This is a genomic window from Rhodococcus sp. T9N (assembly GCF_024436645.1).
Classification (GTDB): Bacteria; Actinomycetota; Actinomycetes; order Mycobacteriales; family Mycobacteriaceae; genus Rhodococcus_F; species Rhodococcus_F qingshengii.
Genome location: NZ_JAMSKS010000002.1, coordinates 378562 through 399730 on the forward strand (window position 1 = coordinate 378562; position 21169 = coordinate 399730).

The window sequence follows — 21169 nt, forward strand, 5'->3', positions numbered from 1 at the left end:
GTACCGAACGAAACGCGTCGGACCGCGGGTTGTCTCGCCAGTGAACGAGAACGTAGATAGATGGGGACAGGCCCGATGAGGAAATACGCGATGTCAGTGGCATGCACGGTTGCAGTCACAGCGGGGGTGACTCTTGTGATGTCGGTACCTGCCGGAGCGGACCCGAATGACGGTGGGTCGTGCCCGGCCGGTGCGGTATTCGCGGTCGGCGGAACGTGGGATCCGACGGGACAAACGACGCAACCCGTCACCGACCGCTACGTCGCCCAGGGTTACGCCTCCAAGCCGGTGACCTACCCCGCCAGCTTCTGGCCGCTCGGCGAACAGACGTACGACCAGAGCGTTGCCGCCGGCGCCCAGACGCTTCGCACTGAAGTCAACGCTTTCCACGCTCAGTGCCCGGGCAGCGAGATCGTCGTCACCGGATACTCACAGGGAGCACGGATTGCCGGCGACGTTCTCGGTGACATCGCACGTGACGGATCCATTCCCCAATCGCAAGTCGAAGGCGTCCTCTACGCCGACCCTCGCAACTCGGCCGGGGGCATCGAAACCGTAGTGCCCAATGTCGTTCCGGGAGCGACGATGTCCGGAGCACGCGGCGGATTCGGAGACATCGCAGTGCAGGAAGTCTGCATCGAGGGTGACGGCATCTGCAACATGCCCAAGCCGCGTGATGCGCCCGAGGTGTTCGTGGATTCGGTCTTCGGCTACTTCACGAAGCACAACACCTACACGCCGATGATGTCCGAGCCCGCTCCGCCTGCTCCCCCGGCGCTGCCGCAGACACCGTCGGTGCCACTGCAACCGGCTGACGTCGCCACTGCGATCGTGACACGGGTCGTCGAGAACATCACTCCGTATCTGAGCGCTGCACTCGCCACCGTGCTGACGAAGTAACGCGACACCGCTTGTTCGGCTGACTGAAAGTCGACCGATTCGTACAAGTCGAGGACCACCCGCGCCGTGCACCATCGAATACATGCTCACCTTCATCGTCAGATACGGGTACGTCCCGTTCATGCTCTTGGGAATCAACGGAGCCGCAATCGCGCTGGCGGCATCCGGCGCGCCGAAATGGTCACTGGTGGCATTGATTCTCTTCGCAGTGGTCTGCTCTTTCGCCGCCGAACGGGCGCTTCCCTACGAATCTTCGTGGAATGCCCCCGGACCGGACAGGTTTCGCGACGCGGTCCATGCGTTTGTCAACGAATCTCTCATCCTGGTCAGCGTCGCGGTCATCCCGTTGATGGCAGCGGTGATTCCGTTCGACGGGCTGTGGCCGATCGGTCTTCCGTTTGTCGTTCAGGTCGTCTTCGCAGTGTTGGTTGCCGATTTCGGCATCACCGTCGTGCATTTGATCAGCCACAAGGTTGGATGGTTGTGGCGTTTCCACGCGGTTCATCACAGCCTCGAACGGTTCTACGGTATGAACGGACTGATGAAGCACCCCGTACATCAGACTTTCGAAACCGCCGGTGGCGTCCTGCCACTGATCCTCCTCGGGATGCCCGTTCCAGTTGCCTCGGCGCTCGCGGTTTGTGTCGCTGTCCAACTCCTGCTTCAGCATTCGAATTCCGACTACCGCATCGGCCCCCTGCGCCCGATACTCGCCCTCAACGCCGGCCACCGATTCCATCACCTCAAGTGGGCGGGAATCGGTGACGTCAATTTCGGTTTGTTCACTCTGATCTGGGATCACCTGTTCCGCACTTATTCTTTCGATCCGGAAAAGCGATTCAGCAGTGACGATCTCGGAATGGCGGCCAAGCCCGACTACCCGGACGACTACCTCGGCCAGTTGGCCGAACCGTTCCGGAGACAGAACTGACGGACGATCGGTGGAGATTCAGCCCGCGAGTACCCGTCGCATGACGGGCTTGGCTGCAAACGCACTGGCCAACACCAACGCGATCCCCACAGCCAGGGTGACGCCCAACTGAACCAGCGCCATCGGAGTGGTCAATACGGCTGCCCCTGCCAGCGGGAAGAGGAACAGCAGTGCAGCGCCGGCGCCGGCCAGTGCCATCACCACCACGGGAGTGCGAACGTGCCGCATGCGGGCGCTGTCCATCACCTCGACAGGTGTACCGGCCAGAGTCAGACTCCGATACAGCTCACGGTTGTCGAGGATCCCGGATACCTGGGTGAGCGCAGACGAGATTGCCGCCAACGTGAATGTTGCTCCGAGAGTGAACAACACCCCGGTTCTCATGTCCGCGAACAGGAACTCCTGCCCTGGCTGCAAATCCTGCCCTTCCCCGTTGCCGATCGCGGCGAGGAGAGATGTGCCTGCGGCAACAAAGCTGGCCATCGTCACACCGCTGACCGTGCGCCACACAGCCTTCGGATTGTCCAAGACCCGACGCGCCGCAATCAGCGAAGCACCGTCTTTGGCGCATTTGAGCATGATCCGTCCAAGCAGCGAAATGACGAACGGACCGACCAACGCAACAACGCCGAAGCAGAGACCAAGGCCCACCAGGATTGCCGCGATGCTTGCCGCGGAGCCCCCGAATGCACTCCATCCCACAAGAACCCCCACCCCAGCCACCGCGAAGATCATCTTCGGTGCGGCGCTGGGATTGCCCGCCGTGACGCCCAACGGGCTCACGAACACCTGGCGCATCCCGAGCATCGACGTCAAAGCAGCCAGGATGGTCATTCCGAATACGATGCCCACCAGCGGAAGTGCGCCTACCCAAAGCTCACTCCACTCGAATGTCCGACCTTGAAATCTCAAGAGAGCTACGAGCGGCAACGCGAGGAGGTATCCCACCACACCGATCAACGCACCGGCCAAGCCCTGGATACCCGATTCCGCAGCGCACAGCGCAACGATCTGGCGAGGGGTGGATCCGATGAGTCGCAGCGAGGCAAGTCGTTCGTCGCGACGGCGCGCGCCCAAGCGGGCCGCCGCCAGGCCGAGAGTGACGGCTGGAACGATCATCAACACCGAAGCAACCCCTGCGAGTGCTAGGTACGCCTCGGCTTCGGGTTCGCTCGATCTGCCCGCGAATGCACCGTAGCCGCCGAGAACGGTGAGTAGCAAGGTCGTTGACGCGGCGAAGGCCGTTACGGGAAGCGCAAAGGTACTCAACGCCTTTCGGCCTTCACCTCGCACCGTCATCAATGCAACGCGCGCTGTGGCCTTCATGCCGCCACCTGTGTCCCGACGAGCGAACCGGCCTGCATCATCATCGTGCGATCACACCACCGGGCGACTTCGGCATCGTGGGTGACGACGACCAACGCAGAACCGATCTGTTGAGCCGAATCACGCAACACCCTCATCACTTCCCAACTCGTCTGCGCGTCGAGGGCACCGGTCGGCTCGTCCGCGAAGAGAACGGCGGGTTTGGTCACCAACGCTCGCGCAATCGCCACACGTTGCGACTGACCACCCGACATCTGACCCGGGCGACGGTCCTGCAGACCGTCCAGTCCCAATGGCGCGAAGAAGCCGTGCGCCGTCCGCTTGGCTTCGGCGATGGACAACCCGTTGAGCACCAAGGGCAAAGCGACGTTCTCGATCGCCGGAAGCTCCGGCAACAGTTGGCCCGATTGAAAAACGAATCCGTACGACTCGCGTCGGAGGCGGCTGCGGTCGTTCTCACCGAGGTTCTCGATATGCCTGCCGCTCAGCAGGATTGCTCCCGAGTCGGGCTTGACGATTCCTGACATGCAATGCAGCAGAGTCGACTTGCCCGACCCTGAAGGACCCATGATGGCCGTAGCAGTACCGGCGCGCACTTCCAGCGATACACCTCGGAGCACTGGAACGTCGCCGTACGACTTGCCCAGCGCGTGGACCGACAGGACTGCGGGTGCTTGTGCGTTGTTCATGATTCCACCTTCTCGTGAACCCCTCGCCAGCACATCGGCCCAGCGCACGATCTTCGGACTGAGCTCGGTCCTACCGGAGGATGACCGGACCCCGAGCTCTGTCAGGGTCGTCACTATGATTTCCGACATGACCTGGTCCGGCGCCGTCCACATGCAGCCCGGAATTCTCATGTTCACCGGCGCAGTGGGATCCGCGCACATGCATTCGCACGCCGCTGTTCAGATCATGATCATCGACGACGGGGACGTCACGGTCACGGACGGGGACGGCCACAGTGAAGTCGTACGGTCCGTGGTCATTCCATCCGGGGCGGTCCACGCGTTGTCCGCCTCCGAGGGTGCGCGGGGACGGGCGATCTACATTGACTCCACCACCGGGATGGGTCTGCGCATCAGGCCACCGGAGCCGGGCCGCGGTGGTGTGGCCGACTGGTCGGACCGTGGGCAGACCGCAGTAGCGATGACGGACCGCGGCGCTGATTCGGATCTGGAATACGCAGCGAGGCTGATCGATTCACTGTCCGAAAGTAGACAGCCGTCGAGCGTACGCGCTCTTCACCCGGCGCTCGAGCATGCCCTGACGCTACTTCACGAGCGACTTTCAGGGCCGATAACGCTGACGGACACCGCCGCGCTGGTCTCCATCTCACCCGGCCGATTGGGAAGAATCTTCAACGATCAACTGCAGATGAGTTTTTCGACCTACATTCGTTGGTTGCGGCTACGACGCGCCATGGAAGTGATGAGCGGTGGCGCAAGCCTGACAACCAGTGCCCACGAGGCCGGCTTCACCGACAGCGCCCATCTCAACCGGATCTGCCACAGCATGTTCGGACTCACGCCCAGCGCCGCGACCGGCGATCTCACCTGGAATTGACGCTGCCCCTCAACTGATGCTGCCCGCCGCCGACCTCGCCAGTAGCGACAGACGACTGTAGAGGCGCGCCAACCCCGGCACGTCCCGGAGGCTGCCTGCCACTTCTTCGACGTAAGCGTCGGCGTAGATCGTCAGCCGCGCATCGACGTCATAGAGAACATCGACGACATTCGCGAAACGGCGAAGGGCAAATTCCGACGCCTCGGCGAGCACCGGCACTCCGAAGATCACCCAGTCGTCGAAGCGGGCGGCGAGCGCGAGGTAATCGGCAGCCGAGGTCGAACCAGTGCACAGCACCTCGAAGTCGAACCAGACGACACCGTCTCGAATCGCCGAGCACTCCAATGTGCGTGTGCCTATTATCAATTCGACACTTTCGCCCGAAGGCCGCGTAGTTCCCGAGCCGACGAGGAATTCTCCTGTCGCAAAACGGTAGTCCCCGGCACCTGGCTGTCCCGCCGTCCGATAGTCGACGGAGCCACCCAACTCGATCACCTCGAGAGTCCGTTCGATCAACTCGATCGACGGAACGAACTGCTCGTGAAAAAGCGGATTGGGAAGAAGATCGGTCGGCGGAACATTGGACGTGACGACAACAGTCACGCCTTTCGCGACGATTGTGTCGAGAACCCTTGCCATGAACATGGCGTCGGCGACGTCGTCGAGGTGGAACTCGTCGAAACAGAGCACACGGATTCCATCGACGACGTGATCCAGTGCCACGCCCATCGAGCCGAGTTCATGCGCCCGAGAGTGCAGATCTGCAAAGAACCGATGAAAGTGAATGCGCCGCTTGCCGACCGGGAGCCCGTCGTAGAACTCGTCCATGAGCATCGTCTTCCCGCGGCCGACGCTACCCCAGAGATAGATCCCACCCCCGACCTCACCGCCCGAGATCCGGGCCTGCAGTGCGTCGAGGGCTTCGCGTGCCGCCAACTGCTCTTCGTCCAGTAGCATAAGACTCCTCTACGTCTGTAGAGTCGAGGCTAGTGATCGAAGGCAAATCGAGTCAATGTGACCCTCACGACGCACCATCAGCAACATTCAACTCCGGCAGCATGCAACATCGACAACAAGGAACGACATGAAGCCTGATCGCAGAGCCCTCATCGCGGCATCCGCCGTCACGATCATCGCCGAGCAGGGCCCGCGTGCACTCACCCATCGGGCGGTTGATCAGTCCCTGGAACTTCCTGCCGGTTCGACGTCGTACTATTTCCGCACTCGCGAGGCACTACTCGAAGCAACCGCATTGCACATCGTGCACCGGTCACGTTCGATATTCGACGAACTCCGCGAGAGGCCCAGCGATCCTGCTGCCCTGACGGCCGAGTATCTCGATGATCTTCTCTCGCACCGCAGACACGAATTGATCGCGAGATATGCACTGCTCTTGGAAACTCCCCGAGATTCGGCATTGCACCAACTCCTCGAAGACAGCCTGTTTTCACGGGAGAAGGCAAGGCCTGTCTTCGACATCGTTGGCGTTGACGATCCTGACGTCGCCGCCGCAAATTTTCTGAGCCTTCTGGAGGGCTTGATCTTCGACTACTGCCTCGGAGCGCGTAGCCGAGATCCCCGCTCCTCCGAAACCGTTCGGCAACTTCGGATCCCGATCGACATCTATCTGCGCGGAGTTGGTGCCGCCTGAAAGATGTTGGTCAGCAGAGGCTTCCGGTGCATGGCCGTTGACCAGAGAACAGTGCCGCGACAAACGGGGTACTGTCTGGAACCGAAGCCGGAACGGTTCCCAGATGATCAGTGGGATAGGTATGGAATGCAAAGTCGACACCGTTGGCAGTAAGGTCGGCCGCGAACTTCAGTGTCAGCGGTGCCGGAACATCGATGTCCGACAACCCCTGACCGATGAAAAACGGGCGGTCGTATCCTGCGGTCGGCACAGTGAGCAGGTCACGCGCAGCCTCCATGAATACTGGATTGTCCAGCGACTTCGTCAGCACCTGCCCGAGCGTGACGGTGCCGTACTTCGTGCGCGCCTCGGTGTAGCACATGTTGTTCTCGACGTCGTCGAGGATGGTCTTGCCGAGCGGGGTCAGATACGAGTCGATGTCGATATCCGGCCGCGAAGCACGCAGTCCGTCAAGAACGTTCGCGATGTAGACCGTCGTACCCTTGAGCGGAAGCGCCGGAAAAGCCGGACCACCGAGCGGTAGAAGATTCTCGATGTTCGAGGGGACGCCAGTGGCGACAGCGCCGCGGTAGTCCAACTCCGGCGCGTAAGCAGTGGCAAGCGAAGCGGTGAACATAGTCGCCTGCCCGCCCTGCGACTGCCCCATCGCAACCCATGCGCTCGACAGGTCGTCGTCGACCGCACGAGCGGCACGCACCATGTCCACAACGCTGTGTGCAGCGGAACGACCGTCGAGATACGGGTGAACACCGGGTGTTCCGAGCCCCACGTAGTCGGTGGTCACGACCGCGTATCCCTGCTCCAGCCAGTGACCCAGATGCGTCGCGGTCCGTTCGAGTGGAACACTGCTGCTCGGCGCACACTGATCCGCGACACCCACCGTCCCGTGCGCGTAGGAGATGACCGGCCAACCACCCTCGGGCGGAGCTCCCTCTGGGCGATACACCACACCGGTACTCGTCATCGGCGCATCCTTCGGGCCCGTCGACCAGTACGTCACCTTCGTTGCGCTCACGGCACCCGGGATCACCCGGTCGGGACCGAGCAACTCCTGACTCACGACAGCACCCGGAGCATCGTTCGGTTCCGCTCCGGCCGGCGCCGCAACTGTCAACGCCACCAACGCACTCGCACTCAGTCCGACGAGCGTCCTACACAGTCGCTTACTCACGTACTTCTCCTACCGATTGCGGTGACGGTGCATATGTGGTGATCGGCCCCACATCAGCTGATCGAGTTCAGACCATAGAACAGCCTTACCATTTGGTCAACCTAAATTTCCGCTCCGCATCGACCGTCGTGACACGCCTGCTCGGGTAGGGTGGCGGTGTTCGATACGTGCAGGTCCCCCGCGAGATCAGGAGGCCGAAAGGCTCTCTCATGTCAGCACCTGATCTCCCGACCTTCCCTGCTTCGCAGCAGAAGTCGGTGGCCGCGATCCTCCGAGCAGCAGGTTGCGTCTTCGCCGAAGACGAGGCTCGCCTACTTCTTCACACCGCACGCTCTCGCGATGAACTCGACGCGATGGTCGACCGACGAGTTGCCGGCGAACCACTCGAGCCCGTCCTCGGATGGGCCGAGTTCTGCGGCTTGCGCATTCACATCGACTCCGGAGTCTTCGTCCCACGCCGGCGCACCGAGTTCCTCGCCCGGCAGGCCTGCTCACTTGTCACCCCAGGAAGCGTCGTCGTCGACATGTGTTGCGGCTCAGGAGCTGTCGGTGTTGTCCTGCAGTCGACGCTCGACGCCGTCGATTTGTACGCGGTAGACGTGGAACCGGCCGCAGTGCGGTGCGCTCGCCGAAACATCACACCGCCCGAGCGTGTACTCGAAGGCGATTTATTCGAACCACTGCCGACGAAATTACTCGGTCGCGTGGATGTCGTCGTTGCCAATGCACCTTACGTCCCCACCGAATCGATCAGGCTGATGCCGCCCGAAGCCCGTCTTCACGAACCGCTGGTCTCGTTGGACGGCGGTACCGACGGACTGGACCTGCAGCGTCGCATCATCGCGGACGCCGCGCCGTGGCTACGACCGGGTGGCTGTCTTCTCGTCGAGACGAGTACGGAGCAGGTCGAAATGACTGTTGAAACATTCACTCGGGGAGGGTTTCTCACTCGGGTGGCAACCTACAGCGAGACCGCGTCGACCGTGGTGATCGGTCAGCGTTGAAGGCGATCGGATCCTGGCGTGGACCACTCCCGAGCGCGGGCGGCAAAGCCGTCGACAAAAAGCCCGAACGCGCGATCGACGCGGGCCCGGTCGCCGGTGGCCAGAAGATCCATCGACAGACCCCGCATTTGCGAGAGCAACAGAGTAGCGACAGAGGCAACATCGTCCTCGGGGCAACCCGCTTGTCGTAGACCGGCTTCCAGTGCCTCGATCCAATCGCCCACAAAACGGTCCAGGAACCGTCCGTAGCGGTCGCGGTCGCCGAGCGCGAGGGCGTAGATCTCGACCATCACCCGGAACCGCGGCAGGACCTCCGGCGTCGTACGTTCGGTCCACCACGCAGTCAGCACTGTCGCCGGATCGACCCCCGGTTTCATCGGCACCGCAATCGGAATGGACTCACCACGCATGTTCTCGATGACCTCGGAGAGCAGGTTCTCCTTGCTCTCGAAATGGTTGAGCAACGACGCATGCGACACACCTACGGCCTTGGCGAGCTGCCTCACCGTCAGTTCCCCGACACCGTTGTCGATGACGTAGCGGGTCAGCGCGTCGAGCAACTCCTCACGTCGCCCGGCGTATCTCAGGCTGCGTTTGTCGATGCGTTCGGGCTCCGGCACATACCCACCCTACCGGCCGGAATCACCAGGTCAGCGGCTGACTGCCTTCTGATACCGACGAATAGCGAACGGCACGAAGACGATCAGCAAACCGAAAGTCCACAACAACGACGCGATGACCGGATTCTGCAGCGGCCACGCATCCGGAACCGTCATCGCAGGATTGGTATTGCCGAACAATTCACGCACCGCCTGAGTAACCGCCGACACCGGATTCCATTCGGCGATCACTTTGAGCGGGCCGGGAAGATTGGTGGTCTCGACAAAAGTGTTCGCGATGAACGACAGCGGAAAGATGACGATGAAGCTCGCGTTGTTGAATACCTCCGGTGTCCGGATCCAAAGCCCGACAACAGCCATGACCCACGACAACGCGTACGCGAAGAACAGAAGCAGCGCATAACCCGCCACCGCTTCGAGGAAACTGGAGTGAATCCGCCACCCGACCAGAAGACCGGTCAACGACATGACCACCAAACTGATGACGTTGATCAACACGTCACTCGATGTTCGGCCGGTCAGCACGGCAGACGGAGCCATGGGCAGCGATCGAAATCTGTCGATGATTCCTTTCTGAATGTCTTCGACCATCCCCAAACCAGTCCAGGTAGCACCGAATATGACCGTCTGCGTGAAGATTCCGGCGATCAGGAATTCTCGATACGACGTGCCCGGGACGGAGATCGCACTGCCGAACACATACGCGAACAAGAGCACGAACATGATCGGCGACAAAGTGGTGAACACCAGCAGATCCGGAACGCGCTTGATCTTGATCAAGTTTCGCCTGGCGATGGTCAAACCGTCTTCGAGCGCCATCTGCACGGTCATTTCTGATCCTCCAGTTCAGCCTGGTGCCCGGTCAGTGTGAGGAAGACATCGTCGAGAGTGGGTCTGCGCAAGCCGACGTCGAATACGCGGATGCCTCGTGCCGACAGAAGATTCAGCGCCGCGACCAACGCGTCGGTGCCGTCGTCGACAGGAACGGTGACGCGACGGACATTCTCTTGAACCTGAATGTCCCCCACGGCAAGCGAGCGCAATTCCTCGCGGACGATGTCGAGATGCTCGACCTCGTGCACACTCAGTTCAATGCGCTCACCCCCGACCCGCGCCTTCAACTGGTCTGCAGTACCGCGCGCGATGACCGAGCCGCGGTCGATGACGGCGATCTGGTCGGCCAACCTCTCGGCTTCCTCCATGTATTGCGTCGTGAGCAACAGCGTGGTCCCCTGCGCCACCAACCCTTCGATGACGTCCCAGAGACCGAGTCGCGCCCGAGGATCGAGGCCGGTGGTCGGCTCGTCGAGAAACAACACCTGTGGCCGAGCAACCAATGCGCCAGCGAGATCGAGACGTCGCCGCATTCCACCGGAATAGCCCTTGACCGGCCGATCTCCAGCCTCGACGAGATCGAACTGCGCGAGCAGTTCACGCGCTCGGGCCTTACTGCTTCGGGCGCCGAGGTGATACAGCCGCCCGACCATGTCCAGATTCTCGTAGCCCGTCAGGTACTCGTCGACCGCGGCGTACTGACCCGAAGCACCGATCTTGGATCGCAACGCCCGCGCATCCTCGACCACGTCCAGCCCGGCAACCTTGGCGCGTCCACCGTCCGGAATGAGCAGCGTCGTGAATATCCTTACCGCAGTGGTTTTTCCGGCGCCGTTGGGGCCCAACAGAGCCATCACCGAACCCTCGCGCACTTCCAGGTCGATGCCGTCCAATGCCGTGACGTCGCCGTACTTCTTGACCAGCCCCTCGGCCACAATCGCTTCGGTCATGAGCCCTCCCGCATCGGTAATCCGTCGGTAGTCCGTTCCCCAGTGTGACCCAGGAGGCCGACACATTCCAGGATTTTTCACGCAACAGTCCGAAACGCTGCACCACAGAACAGACCACCACCCCCCGGATTGCCAGAAACATCACCTCCCAGGGTCACCTAGGATCTCCCGGTCTCGGGTACCTGGTTGATTCCAGTCGAAGATAACGGTGACGACGAAGATCGGGTGCGTCCGTCGACTCACCCGATCTTCGTTGCGCCATCGGTTTCGGCTGCAATTGGTAACTCGGGCAGCGATACCGCCCCCGTCCGCTCCACCTTCACTGCCAACGTCACAGCGGCGGCCAGTGCTGATACGCCCGCTCCGATCCAGTACAAAACCGCGAACGAATGCAGGGTCGGCACAGCGCTCGCACCGATCACCACCGTTGAACTGGCCAATACCGCTGCCGCAACGGCGCTTCCGGTGGAGGTACCGACCGAACGGAGCAGGCTGTTGAATCCGTTGGCCGAGGCAGTCTGATGGATCGGCGCAGATTCGGTGATCAGAGTCGGCATGGCTGCCAGGGAAAATGCCACACCGGCCGATACCACGGCAGCGCCGATCACGATATTGACCAGCGTCGGCGTCAACAGCACACGCAAGACGTATCCGATTGCGATGACGATCGCTCCTGAGGCCAACGTGGCCTTCGCTCCCCATCGCCTCGTCACCTTCGACGACACCGGCGCCAATCCGATCATCAGGACTCCGCCCGGCATCATCGCCAGTCCGGCTTCGGCAGCCGAGAGTCCGAGACCGTCCGCCGACGCCAGGGGCAACTGAAGTTCCTGCGTTGCCGCCAACGCGCTGATGAACATGGCAAAACCGAGTAATACTGCGCAGACGTTCGAAACCAGAATCGGAGCGCGAAGGGAAGTCCGCAGATCGACCAGCGGTGCCGGCGTGTGCAGTTCCCACGGAATCCATCCACAGAGCAAGACCACGCCGGACGCGATCAGAACCAGAACCTCGGGGCTTGCCCAGCCCCATTCGGTTCCTTTCGAAACGGCCAGCAGCAGTGCAGTCATAGCGAGCGTGAGGACTGTGGCTCCCAGAAAGTCGAAGCGTCCGCGACTCTTCACAGCCGATTCCGGCACCACCAGCGGCAAGACGACTATCAGTACGACCCCGAATCCACCGGTGACCCAGAAAAGCGCGGGTAGTCCCCAGTGCGCCGAGATCACCCCAGCCATCGGCATACCGAACATGCCACCGATCCCCAACGTCGCACTCATGAGAGCTACTGCACCACTGAGCTTTTCCGGAGGGAGGACATCGCGCATGATGCTGATTCCGACGGGCAGAAGTGCCGTCGCGAACCCCTGCAACGAGCGCCCGAGGATCAATAACCAGAAACTCTGGCTGAGCGCCGCAACCATGCAGCCGACGATCATCACGGCAAGACAGACGAGCATCATCGCGCGCTTACCGAACATGTCGGCGAGTCTGCCGATGAGAGGGGTTGCGATGGCACCGGTCAGCAACGTCGAGGTCACCAGCCAGGAAGCGGTGGAGGACGATACTCCCGATGCCGTCGCGAACGCAGGCAGGACCGGCACCACCAAGGTCTGTTGCAGCGCGACCACCACACCGCTCAGACTCAGGACGCCGACGACCCACCCGGTCCGCGCTTTCGCGCGAACAGTCTTGTCCGTCAAGCGTTCGAGCGAGCGGCTACTCCGGCGTCGACAGGAACCACGATGCCACTCATGTGGGCACTCGCGTCGGCGGCGAGGAACAGGACTACTCGCGTGATCTCGAAGGGATCCAGCCAACCGACCGGCTGCGCATGCAGAGTCGCGTACACGGGTTCGACGTCGTCTGCCGTCGGCGATTCGAGGTCAGGCCGCATCATCGCGTACATCATGTCGTTGTGAATCATCGGCGTCGAGATGTTCCCCGGTGCAATAGCATTCACGGTCACACCCGAGTTTGCCAGTTCGAGCGACACACTCTTCGTCAAACCGATGACGCCCCACTTGGAGGCGCCGTACGCAGCCATCTGGGTGCCACCGGAGCGACCCATCATCGAGGAAATCGTGATGATGCGACCGTAACCACGTTCCGCCATTCCACCTGACACGGCCGCAACGGTGTTGAACACACCGGTCAGGTTCGACGAGATGACTTCGTTCCACTGCGCCGACGTCATCGACGTGATCGGAGCGGGCACGGACACACCGGCATTCGCGACGGCGATGTCGACACGGCCGAACTCGGCTTCAGCGCGGGCAACGAGCGCGTCCATTGCGTCGCGATCAGCAGTGTCTGCCTTGACGGCAATGCACCGACGACCGGTGGCTTCCACCAAACGAACGGTTTCCTTCAGATCCTCCTCGTTTGCGAGGGGGTAGGCGACGACATCACTGTTCTCGCACCGGTCGCAGATCACGATGTCCGCGCCACGCTCCGCGAATGCGACAGCGTGGGCGCGCCCCTGACCGCGTGCGGCGCCGGTGATCAGTGCAACTTTTCCTTCGAAGCTGCCTTCGAGGCTGTTCATGCCGTCTCCTAGTTCGTCGTATGCAAGCGTGCGCTGTACTGCATGCGTACTCCGAACCCGCCCGAAAGAAACAGTCGATCCCGGACAGCGGGAATCCAGCCGATCACTGGTAAACGGCGGTCTCGAATTCCAGGTATCCGTTGATGGATCCAGCGTCCGCGAACGGCAGAATCTGCGTTGCCCAGAACCCGCCGACGCCGGTCTGCCGGTCGATCCAGTAATAGAGGTTGGCAAGACCCGCCCAAGCCAGCGATCCGGCCGGCCTACCGGTGGGTGCCACCTCTTCATTTGTCATGAAGGAGTATGCCCATCCTTTGGGTACACCGGGGAAGAATTCCGCATCGTTGGACAGCGTCGGGAGAACTCCGGGCAACAACCCCACGTGCTGGCCTTCGAGCCCGTTCTGAACGGCTGCAGCTACCGTCTCCGACGACAACACGCGACCCGAAGTGCCCGCGCCGTCGTTGAGCCACATACGGATGAACTTCATGTAGTCGCCGACAGTGCCGTGCAAACCGTGACCACCCATGTGCACCTCGGGTTCGGCCGGAAGCTCGAATCCGATGAGCGGAGTGAGGCTTCCGTCGCTCTCACGCTGATGGATCGGCGCAAGTCGATCCTTCATCGACGGGCTCATCGTGAATGCCGTATCGGCCATCTCGAGAGGTTCGAAGATGCGCTGACGCATGACATCGCCGAGTCGCTGACCTCGAATCGACTCGACGACCTGTCCGGCCCAGTCGATGTTGGTGCCGTACTCCCACTTCTCACCCGGGTCGAAGAGCAGCGGTGTCGTGAGCGCCGCTTTGCTACACGTGATCACGCTGGGCTGCCCATGTTCCTGCGAGAGCCGGTTGTACGACTCGTTGAAGAAGTCGTAGCCGAACCCTGCAGTGTGAAGGAGCAGCATGCGAGTGGTGATGTCACGCTTGGGTTCCCGAAGAACGGGGTTTCCGCCGGCATCGAAACCGTCCAGGACCTTCAGCTCACCGATGTCGGGAACATAGGTCGCTGCAGGTGCATCGAGATCGAGCAATCCCTCCTCCACACATTGCAGGACAGCGGTACCGGTGATCGCCTTGGTGGTGGAGAAGAGCGCAAAGGTTGTATCGAGGGTCATCGGTTCGCCGTGACCGAGAGTCCGCTCGCCCGCAGCACCCTCGTAGATGTTGCCTTCTCGATCCGTGATCATCGCGACCACACCCGGGACGCGATCAGCCCCCTGAGTTGCTCGCGCCAGCACGTCGTCGAGGCGCTGCTTCGAAAGGGGCTTCCGCGCAATATCTTCGATCGTCACTGCATTTCTCCATCCGACTTGCAACTTGTCTTGTCGAACAGAATGTAACGGCGATCACATACCCGGTTCTGCCTCGAAACGGCAGGAAAACTGTCTCGTTTCGGCAGAACCGGGCAGAGCTTGGAGTCAGCTCTGGGGCGCTCCGATATTCACCAGCCAGGAAATGCCGAATTTGTCTGTACAGGCGCCGAATTCGTCGCCCCACATCTGCTTCTCGAGTGGAACGCTCACCGTTCCCGTTCCCGACAACTGCTCCCAGTACCCGCGCAGCACATCGCCGTCGTCGCCGCTGAGGCTGACCGTGATGTTGTCGCCGGGGTTGTACGGCATGCCGGGCGGAGTGTCGGCACCCATCAGGGTGTATCCCTGATCGGTTTCGAGCATTCCGTGCATGATCTTGTCGCCGCCTTCACCGGGATTGCCGAACTCACCGAACGTGCTCAGCGCCAGCGTGCCACCAAAGATTTCTTTGTAGAACTCCAACGCCTCACGGGCATTGCCGTTGAAGCTGATGTACGGATTGAGTCGAGTTGCCATGACGTACTCCTAGCTCGTGGGATTGCTGTCACGTTCGATTTCAATCCTTGCAGAACGCTCCGACACGAAACAACGGATCACGGCAGTTCATCGAGTGCGTAAAACGATCGTCATGACCGTTCAAACAACTGTCCTCAGAGTCGATTCCGGGTCTCGGAAGGCAACTCTCCGAACCGTTTCCGGTATGTGGCCGCAAACATACCCAGATTGACGTAGCCCCAGGCGTTGGCGATTTCGGAGACGGTTCTCCCGTCGGAACGCAACAGTTCGCCGCGTACACCCTCCAACCGACGCGCGCGCAATCGTTGCCCCGGTGTGGTGTCTCGGTACCGTCGAAATCCCGCAGTGAGCGCCCGGACACTGACACCCACCGCAGCCGCGATCTCCGATGCCGTCGGCACCGAGCGAGCAAACGTATCGATGTACTCCTCTGCCGATCGCACGTAGGCAGGTTCGGCGGAGGCGACGTCGACGCCGAGTTGCAGCCCGGCCTGCGTCGCCCACTCGTCGAGAAGCTGAGCCGCGATGAGTTCTTGAACCCTGGCACCCAGCCTTTCGCTCGACATCGCCTCAGGCGACTCTGCAATTGCGCGAACGACGTAGTCCATCAATGCCAGCCAACTCGAGCCCCGCCCGCCGATGGTGCACTTGTGCCGCCACAGACGGTCGTCGGGAACCGACCCGAACCATTGCATGGCGTGATCGGCGACAAGCTGATGCGGCACAGTGAGATTCAGCTGCAGGTGATCTTCGTCGAATTCGACGAAGTAGTCGGTCCGGCTACAGTCGGCGACAAAGGTCTCCCCCACGGCAGTATTCACCGCAGTTCCTCCGCCGAGGGCATGTCGACCGTTGCCTCTGATAGTCGTCAGAACCAGAATGTTTCCGGCCTCAGGCGAACATTCACCGACGGAGACCGGAATCCCGTAACAGAATCTGGTGACGTCGATCTTGCCGACTGCCGCGGAGTACATGTCCGAAGCCGGCTTCAACCGACTTCCGATCGGCGTGACCGTATACGGCATGTAGATGTTGTCGGACCACTCTTTGATGCGGTCCCAGTCCCGAGAAAAGGCCTGGTGATGCTGCATAGTGGGCCGGCCGGCCGCGTCGATGAGCAAGGCATCCTCGAACATGGTTCGAGTATCGCACCAGGGCCCGGGAAGGTCACGCGAAGTGAGCTGACGTGATCTCTGGCTGTACGGCGGCGGGTCGTGTTGCAGCAAAAAGCAGCGAATCCACCGCGGTCCCCCGGATCACCATGTGTGCCCTCATTCGCCCCTCCTCCTCCATTCCGATTTTGGTGAGCACCGACGCCGACGCCGAATTCTCCGGACGACACGTTGCCTGCACTCGCTGCGCTCCGAAGCGAGCAAAGGCGAATTCCAGAACCGCGCGCCCCGCCTCCGACGCATAGCCTCGCCCTTGGAACTTCGGGTTCACGACAAAACCGAGTTCCGCCCGCCGGTGCGCGGCGGATACTTCCCACACAGCTACCGAACCGATGACCGTTCCATCGGCCTTCGACGTAATGGCCAGGGTGAACGTGCGACGTTCGACGAGCGCAGCTTCTAGTGCAGCGTCAGCCAGGAACGCCCTGGTCACCGCAGGGGTGTTCGGCCCCCAATCAACATATCTACAGACGGCAGGGTCGGACGCGTACTGATGGACGGCACCTTCATCCGCGGCAGTGAAATCTCGAAGAACAAGGCGTCCCGTAGTCAACGTGAACATCCAGCGATCCTAGAGCGAGCCCAAAAGCACCTCTTGACTCGAACGCATGTTCGAGTATTGTGTGGGGAGGGGATCGGGGGATTCAATGAGTGTCTTGTTGTCGGACGTGGTTTCGGGTTCTGCGGTGGGGTTACGTGGACGTCTGTGGCAGTTGTCTGCTGCGGAGTTGCGTGCTGCTGCTGTCGAGGCGAGTGCGGAGATTCTTCGTCTCGAGGCTGTGCGGGTGGCAGTGGTCGACGAACTCTCGATGCGCCCGGATGATCAGGTGATCGCCAGCCGCGGGGTCGGTTCGTGGTTGGCGGCGAACACCATGTTGCAGGTTCGGGACGGGAAAAAGATCGCCGCGTTGGGTGCAGCTTTGCGGCCGTTTCCGGCGGTGGCGGCTCGGTTCGATGGCGGGGATTGCTCGTTCGATCATGCTGTGTTGATCGTGGCGTTCTGTGAGTCACCGCCGAAGGGGATGCCGGAGGAGGCGCTACCGAAGTGCATCGATTTGTTGTTGGCGGCTGCGTCGGGTGTGGAAGCGACGACGACGAAAGTGCGGAACGTGATCGCGACCTTGGAGCGGTTGTTCGAATCGGATGAGATCCCGCCCGCCGAGGATGTCGATCTCAACGAGTTGCGGATCGCCTCGACATTGAACGGTCGAGTGGTGGTGCGCGGCGATTTCGATGCCCTCACCGGTGAAATGCTGTTGTCGGCGTTGTCGAATCTGACGATGCCGACCCCGGCACCGGATGGGACGCCGGATGCTCGGTCGGCGGCGAAACGCACGGCGGACGGGTTCACCGAACTGATCCGCCGCTATCTGGACTGCGCCAAGACCGGTACCGATGGTGGGCAGCGTCCACACGTGAATGTGCACATCAATGCTCGGGATCTGGCCGAGCACCGGGACTGCGCCGCAACACCCTCCACTTCTGATGACGGAATGGCTGTGTCGGATCTTGATGTCGGGCACATGCCCTGGCTCGGACCACTGTCCGTATCGCAGACCAGACTCCTCGGGTGTGACTGCTTCCTCTCCACCGTCCTGCTCGACGATCACGGCGCGCCCTTGGATGCGAAACTAGGAAAGAGGTTGGTCACCGCCGAACAACGCGTCGCGTTGATCGCCCGAGACAAAGGCTGCGCCTTCCCGGGCTGCACATGCGTGCCCGCCTGGACTGATGCGCACCATATCCGGCACTGGGCGAACGGTGGCCCGACGGTGATGAACAACCTGGTCCTGCTGTGCCGTTCACATCACCGGTTGATGCACCGGAAATCAGGGTTCGTCGGGAAGTGGGCGATTCGGATCGGTGTCGACAACAAACCCTGGTTCATCCCACCACCCTCGATCGACCCCGGACAGCAACCCAGGCCGGCGAACACCACCTTCAAAACCTGAGAGGTCAAACCTCTTTGGCGACAACAGAACACGGACCGAGCACCGCATCGAAGGAGACCCCGATGCGGTGCCAACCGGCCGTGACGCTTGATGAAGCTGTGCCCACGATAATCAGCGAGTCAGCACAAGCCCCGATGTCGGAACGCCCGTTCCCGCAGTCACCAGTACATTCTCGACGGAGTCGACCTGGTTGACCGAAGTACCGCGGATCTGCCGAACACCCTCGGCGATACCGTTCATCCCGTGAATGTATGCCTCGCCGAGCTGTCCACCATGGGTGTTGATCGGAAGCTTGCCTCCGAGTTCGATTGCGCCACCGGCGATGAAGTCCTTGGCCTCTCCCCTACCGCAGAAACCGAGTTCCTCGAGCTGCATCAGAACATAGGGCGTGAAGTGGTCGTAGAAGATCGCCGTCTGCATGTCCGACGGGCGCAGCCCACTTTGTGACCAGAGCTGATCGCCGACAAGGCCCATCTCCGGTAAGCCGGTCAAACCGTCGCGGTAATAGCTGGTCATGATGTATTGATCTGCCCCGCTGCCCTGTGCGGCGGCAGCGATAACGGCGGGGGTGTTCTTCAGATCTTTGGCTCGTTCTGCCGAGGTGACGACGATCGCGATGCCGCCGTCGGATTCCTGGCAGCAATCGAGGAGATGCAAAGGTTCAGCGATGAATCGCGAGTTCTGATGGTCCTCGAGGGTAATCGGTTTCCCGTAGAAGAACGCCTTCGGATTGGTGGCTGCATGCTTACGGTCGGCGACGGCGATTCGACCGAAGTCCTCGCTGGACGCTCCGTATACGTGCATGTATCGCTGCGCGACCATCGCGACAAACGATGCAGGAGTACCCAATCCGTGAGGATAGGAAAAAGCGTTATCCGTGCCCGACGAATTGACCTGCGCCACAAGGCCGGAGTTCACCTGCCCGAAACGGGCACCCGATCGCTCGTTGAACGCGCGGTAAGCGACGACGACGTCTGCGACGCCGGTGGCAACAGCCATGGCGGCCTGCTGAATCGTCGCCGCAGCGGCACCGCCTCCGTAGTGAATGCGGCTGAAGAACTTGAGGTTCGGAATCCCCACCGAACGAGCTACTGCCACTTCGGTGTTGGTGTCCATGGTGAACGAGGTAAGACCGTCGACGTCGGCGGGTGTCAGACCGGCGTCGTCCAACGCGGCTTGAACAGCCTCGGCGGCCAGTCGCAGTTCACTGCGACCGGAGTCCTTCGAGAAATCCGTGGCTCCGATTCCGACGATCGCTGCCTTGCCGGACAATGCGCTCATTCAATGTCTCCGTTTTCAATGTCTCCATTCGAGCCCGACGCCGGAAATGCCAGTGTGACCTGTGCGGTGATGTGATCTCCCAGGCTGTTCTTGCCGACCACCGCGAGCGATACGAGATCCTCGTCGTAGGAGGTCACCGTTCCGGAGAGCGTCAAGGTGTCGTAGGCGTACCAGGGGACTCCGAGGCGGAGTTTGATCGACGTGAGTACAGCCCGCGGTCCGGCCCAATCGGTCACGAATCGCTGCACCAAGCCGGTGTCGGTGAGGATGTTGACGAAAATGTCTTTCGAGCCGCGTTTCTGTGCGAGATCGCGGTCGTGGTGAACATCTTGAAAATCGCGGGTAGCGAGCGCCGCCGAGACCACAAACGTCGGGTCGCCGTAAATCGAAAGCTGCGGAAGAACCTCTCCCACAGTGATATCCGTCGTCGAAGTCATCGTCACTCCTTCACCGCAGAAACCGCAGACACAGAAACCGGCTGCCAGGCGTACAGAGTCCAGGGAGTTCCCCCGGTCTCGTCGTCTCCGGGGAAGTCGAGGTAGATCGCCTCCACCTCCATCCCGATCGACACACTCGACGGATCGATACCGCGCAATTCGCCGAGCATCCGCACACCCTCGGGCAGTTCGACCAGGGCCACGACGAACGGCAACGACCGACCAGGAACCTTGGGGGCGTGGTGAACGACAAAGCTGAAGACCGTTCCCCGACCTGACGCGACCACGTAGTCGGTCTGCTCCGACTTGTCTTTCCAGATCGCGGGCACCGGCGGGTGCTGTACCGAACCATCCGCACGCAGTTGAATACGCAACTCGTGTGCGGCGACACCGTCCCAGAAGAACTGTGTGTCGAGAGACGCCGTCGGGCGCAGCATCCGAGATGCGTCCAGGTCCGCAGGCACGTCAGTGGAGGAACTCTCGCTGACTGGCGGCGCGAACTTCAAGATCCGGAACATCATCTCCGAGACCAGTTCCTCGCCGACCCGCCAGAAGCTACGGGTAGTGAAGAACCACCCTTCACCAAGACCTGTCTTCTTAGGTCCCACAACGTCTTCCAACACCGAGGAGATGGTGACTTCTTCACCCGGCTTCAAGTAGCGGTGGTAGATCTGATCGCAGTTGGTCGCGACGACGGAGGTGAATCCGGCCTCGTCGAGGATGTCCGTCATCCGGCCCAACGGATCGTCGGCTTCTCGAATTGCCCCCAGACCGCGCATCGTCCATACCTGCGCCATCGCCGGCGGTGCGACTATTCCGTCGTGTCCGGCGGCGCGGGCGGCCGATTCGTCGACATAGATCGGGTTCTCGTCACCGATCGCCTCGACCCAGTTGCGGATCATCGGCAGGTTCACGGGGTCCCGGCCGGCGCGAGGAGCGCTTGGCCCGTCCTCTCGAACCCGCTCGGCAGCAGTGAGAATGGGATCTGACACGAT

At 61.4% G+C, this 21169-nt stretch carries 22 protein-coding genes; 6 read left to right on the forward strand and 16 right to left on the reverse strand.

Features of this window, described 5'->3' with window-relative positions:
• The first annotated feature begins 90 nt into the window (after positions 1–90).
• Entirely contained in the window at positions 91–900 is an 810-nt protein-coding gene (locus M1L53_RS05510) for a PE-PPE domain-containing protein (RefSeq protein ID WP_003945630.1), read from the forward strand.
• Between the two features lie 82 nt (positions 901–982).
• Positions 983–1831, forward strand: coding sequence for a sterol desaturase family protein (locus M1L53_RS05515; protein ID WP_054188045.1), 849 nt, complete (start codon positions 983–985; stop codon positions 1829–1831).
• An 18-nt stretch (positions 1832–1849) separates the two neighbouring features.
• Here the strand turns inward: M1L53_RS05515 and M1L53_RS05520 are convergent, their stop codons facing one another.
• Positions 1850–3157 (reverse strand): FtsX-like permease family protein, encoded by a 1308-nt coding sequence (locus M1L53_RS05520; protein WP_054188044.1) that lies wholly within the window; start codon positions 3155–3157, stop codon positions 1850–1852.
• Complete coding sequence (locus tag M1L53_RS05525) at positions 3154–3999, reverse strand: ABC transporter ATP-binding protein (RefSeq protein ID WP_054188043.1); 846 nt, start codon at positions 3997–3999, stop codon at positions 3154–3156. Before M1L53_RS05525 ends, M1L53_RS05520 begins: the two co-directional genes overlap by 4 nt.
• Here M1L53_RS05525 and M1L53_RS05530 point away from each other — a divergent pair.
• Positions 3974–4723 carry an AraC family transcriptional regulator gene (locus tag M1L53_RS05530; RefSeq protein WP_054188042.1) on the forward strand — a complete coding sequence of 250 codons (750 nt, stop codon included), beginning with the start codon at positions 3974–3976 and terminating at the stop codon, positions 4721–4723. The genes M1L53_RS05525 and M1L53_RS05530 overlap by 26 nt on opposite strands.
• A 9-nt stretch (positions 4724–4732) precedes the next feature.
• Here the strand turns inward: M1L53_RS05530 and zapE are convergent, their stop codons facing one another.
• Positions 4733–5680: a cell division protein ZapE gene (gene zapE / locus M1L53_RS05535; protein WP_054188041.1), complete on the reverse strand. Its 948-nt coding sequence runs from the start codon at positions 5678–5680 to the stop codon at positions 4733–4735.
• A gap of 127 nt (positions 5681–5807) precedes the next feature.
• Here zapE and M1L53_RS05540 point away from each other — a divergent pair, with 127 nt between their 5' ends.
• A complete protein-coding gene (locus M1L53_RS05540; protein WP_047269626.1) occupies positions 5808–6374 on the forward strand; it encodes a TetR/AcrR family transcriptional regulator in 567 nt (188 codons plus the stop codon).
• Positions 6375–6384: 10 nt separating this feature from the next.
• Here the strand turns inward: M1L53_RS05540 and M1L53_RS05545 are convergent, their stop codons facing one another.
• Entirely contained in the window at positions 6385–7545 is a 1161-nt protein-coding gene (locus M1L53_RS05545; RefSeq protein WP_047269627.1) for a lipase family protein, read from the reverse strand.
• A 209-nt stretch (positions 7546–7754) separates the two neighbouring features.
• Here M1L53_RS05545 and M1L53_RS05550 point away from each other — a divergent pair, with 209 nt between their 5' ends.
• The gene (locus M1L53_RS05550) at positions 7755–8549 is read left to right on the forward strand and encodes a putative protein N(5)-glutamine methyltransferase (RefSeq protein WP_047269628.1); all 795 of its coding nucleotides are present in this window, start codon (positions 7755–7757) and stop codon (positions 8547–8549) included.
• Here the strand turns inward: M1L53_RS05550 and M1L53_RS05555 are convergent.
• From M1L53_RS05555 to M1L53_RS05595, 9 genes are all read right to left on the reverse strand, one after another.
• Positions 8540–9169 (reverse strand): TetR/AcrR family transcriptional regulator, encoded by a 630-nt coding sequence (locus tag M1L53_RS05555; protein WP_007734052.1) that lies wholly within the window; start codon positions 9167–9169, stop codon positions 8540–8542. The two genes, M1L53_RS05550 and M1L53_RS05555, sit on opposite strands and share 10 nt — an antisense overlap.
• Before the next feature lie 30 nt (positions 9170–9199).
• Positions 9200–10000, reverse strand: a complete 801-nt coding sequence (locus M1L53_RS05560; protein ID WP_003945537.1) for an ABC transporter permease — start codon at positions 9998–10000, stop codon at positions 9200–9202.
• Positions 9997–10953: an ATP-binding cassette domain-containing protein gene (locus M1L53_RS05565; RefSeq protein WP_054188040.1), complete on the reverse strand. Its 957-nt coding sequence runs from the start codon at positions 10951–10953 to the stop codon at positions 9997–9999. The genes M1L53_RS05560 and M1L53_RS05565 overlap by 4 nt, the downstream gene beginning before the upstream one ends.
• 239 nt (positions 10954–11192) lie before the next feature.
• The gene (locus M1L53_RS05570; RefSeq protein ID WP_054188039.1) at positions 11193–12653 is read right to left on the reverse strand and encodes an MFS transporter; all 1461 of its coding nucleotides are present in this window, start codon (positions 12651–12653) and stop codon (positions 11193–11195) included.
• Entirely contained in the window at positions 12650–13498 is an 849-nt protein-coding gene (locus tag M1L53_RS05575) for a mycofactocin-coupled SDR family oxidoreductase (protein ID WP_003945658.1), read from the reverse strand. The genes M1L53_RS05570 and M1L53_RS05575 overlap by 4 nt, the downstream gene beginning before the upstream one ends.
• Positions 13499–13601: 103 nt before the next feature.
• Complete coding sequence (locus M1L53_RS05580; protein ID WP_230793179.1) at positions 13602–14741, reverse strand: serine hydrolase; 1140 nt, start codon at positions 14739–14741, stop codon at positions 13602–13604.
• A gap of 180 nt (positions 14742–14921) precedes the next feature.
• Positions 14922–15332: a VOC family protein gene (locus M1L53_RS05585; RefSeq protein ID WP_047269632.1), complete on the reverse strand. Its 411-nt coding sequence runs from the start codon at positions 15330–15332 to the stop codon at positions 14922–14924.
• A 134-nt stretch (positions 15333–15466) separates the two neighbouring features.
• Entirely contained in the window at positions 15467–16468 is a 1002-nt protein-coding gene (locus M1L53_RS05590) for an AraC family transcriptional regulator (RefSeq protein ID WP_007734026.1), read from the reverse strand.
• A 31-nt stretch (positions 16469–16499) separates the two neighbouring features.
• Complete coding sequence (locus tag M1L53_RS05595) at positions 16500–17066, reverse strand: GNAT family N-acetyltransferase (RefSeq protein ID WP_054188038.1); 567 nt, start codon at positions 17064–17066, stop codon at positions 16500–16502.
• An 85-nt stretch (positions 17067–17151) separates the two neighbouring features.
• On the opposite strand from M1L53_RS05595, the gene M1L53_RS05600 reads away from it, so the two are divergent.
• Positions 17152–18456: an HNH endonuclease signature motif containing protein gene (locus tag M1L53_RS05600; protein ID WP_261949206.1), complete on the forward strand. Its 1305-nt coding sequence runs from the start codon at positions 17152–17154 to the stop codon at positions 18454–18456.
• A gap of 111 nt (positions 18457–18567) precedes the next feature.
• On the opposite strand, the gene M1L53_RS05605 is transcribed toward M1L53_RS05600, so the two are convergent.
• From M1L53_RS05605 to M1L53_RS05615, 3 genes are read right to left on the reverse strand one after another with little or no spacing between them, the layout of a single operon-like run.
• Positions 18568–19737 (reverse strand): lipid-transfer protein, encoded by a 1170-nt coding sequence (locus M1L53_RS05605; RefSeq protein WP_003945661.1) that lies wholly within the window; start codon positions 19735–19737, stop codon positions 18568–18570.
• Positions 19734–20174 (reverse strand): MaoC family dehydratase, encoded by a 441-nt coding sequence (locus M1L53_RS05610; protein ID WP_007734018.1) that lies wholly within the window; start codon positions 20172–20174, stop codon positions 19734–19736. The genes M1L53_RS05605 and M1L53_RS05610 overlap by 4 nt, the downstream gene beginning before the upstream one ends.
• A gap of 2 nt (positions 20175–20176) precedes the next feature.
• The gene (locus M1L53_RS05615) at positions 20177–21169 is read right to left on the reverse strand and encodes a bifunctional MaoC family dehydratase N-terminal/OB-fold nucleic acid binding domain-containing protein (protein WP_054187923.1); all 993 of its coding nucleotides are present in this window, start codon (positions 21167–21169) and stop codon (positions 20177–20179) included.